Genomic DNA, 1,495 nt, shown 5'->3' on the forward strand with positions numbered 1-1,495 from the left:
ATTGACCTCACCCAAAGGGAGTTTCGTTGAAATCGCCTGATAGGCCTTGGACGCCTCGGCCAGCTGCTTCTCAGCTGCCAAGACCGGAGCGTTCAATTCGTTGAGCATCTTATTAGTGATCGTCACCGCCTCCCCGGGTTCCGGGGAACACAGGGCAAGCTCCTGAACATCCGCGGCAGCGGCCAACGCCCGCACTTTCGCGGCCAGCGCGTCGCGTTTCTGCTTCGCCTTGTCCTTCAAAGGATTCGGAACCTGACGCCCGGCATCATCAGTGAACGCTTGGTAACTGTCATGGGCATCCAACGCGAAATGCTGGCGCGCGTACCGGAAGTAGTTTTCATGCCGCCACCGTGCACTCATACGAAACACGATCTCGGCTGCTGGCAGGTCCGTGTTGGTGGTGAGGATATGAATCTGGCGATGCTCTTGGCCGGTGGCTTCGCGGACCTGTTTCCCCGCGGCCACGATCCGGCTGATCTGCCGCATCTGGAAACAGGTTTCCTGACCAGCTGGCCCGTAGGCCAGCGTGACGGTGGTGTCGGCAACCTTCCCGTACTCATGCTTGGTGCCGAACTGATCCGCATACTCGACCTTGCTGAACAGGTCCGGGCTAACGTCTTTGGTGGCGCCCTTGCGCCAGGTGAGCGGATCAAAACCAGCCCTGGAGAGGTCGTGGAATAGTTGCGGGGACCAGCCTTCCCGGTCAAAGCCGATCAGCACGCGCCGCTCATCACCGATCATGTTCCGCAGTTTCGGGGTCAGCCGGCGCAGCTCGCCAACCAAGGAGGTGGAAGGTTTAGCCATGACCATGAACACCGGTGAACCATTCGCGTCGGCAACCCAGGATTCCATCGACGCCGGGACCGGGAACTTCAGCCTCGTGGAATACTGCTTTCCGGTCTTTTTCTTCCCCTGGTAGGAACGTACGTGGCCGTCCACGTAAAGCAGCAGCCCGAGCTTGTCCTGGGTGGTGGGTTGTGTGCTGGCCAGGTGGTGGCGACCCAAGGCAGTGAGCAGGTCGGCGGCTTTACCCCGGGCGGCCAGTTCCTGGTGCTTGCCCCGGACGGTTTTCACTTCCGGGGCCCGGTCCATGCCCAGGATCCGGCCGAACCCTGCCGGGTCCAACCGGGTGGCGCCTTCAGCGCGTGGTTCACCGGCCAGGGTACGCAGCACGGTTTCCAAGATCATGGTGTTCAGCCCGTAGAACCCAGGCTTGAGCGAACCATAACTCTGGTGGACGCATTGCACCAGTGCGGTAGCTTCCACCGCGGGCAAGGCCAAGAGCAGCCCGGCATAAGGGATGCGGGTGCTGGCAGTGAACACCGGGGATGCTTCGTCCAAGTTCCCAGTGGATGCGGCTACGCGTTCGGTGGTGCGTGGTTCAGGATCAACCAGGATCGGCAGGGCAAGCTGTTCTGGCACGGATGATTCGGGGGTGCCGGTACGCTGCTCAGGGCTTGTTTGGCTCTTCGCGCTGGGAGTAGCGGCTTGGCCC

1 protein-coding gene is annotated in these 1,495 nt (G+C 61.6%); it reads right to left on the reverse strand.

All coding sequences use genetic code 11. From position 1 onward, the window contains the following. A partial coding sequence (locus tag ACT3UA_RS18885) for a putative transposase (RefSeq protein WP_444617870.1) occupies nt 1-1,422 on the reverse strand: 1,422 nt, incomplete at its 3' end. Nucleotides 1,423-1,495 lie beyond the last annotated feature (73 nt).

The sequence above is a fragment of the Glutamicibacter sp. 363 genome, from assembly GCF_052379505.1.
In the GTDB taxonomy this organism is placed as follows: Bacteria; Actinomycetota; Actinomycetes; order Actinomycetales; family Micrococcaceae; genus Glutamicibacter.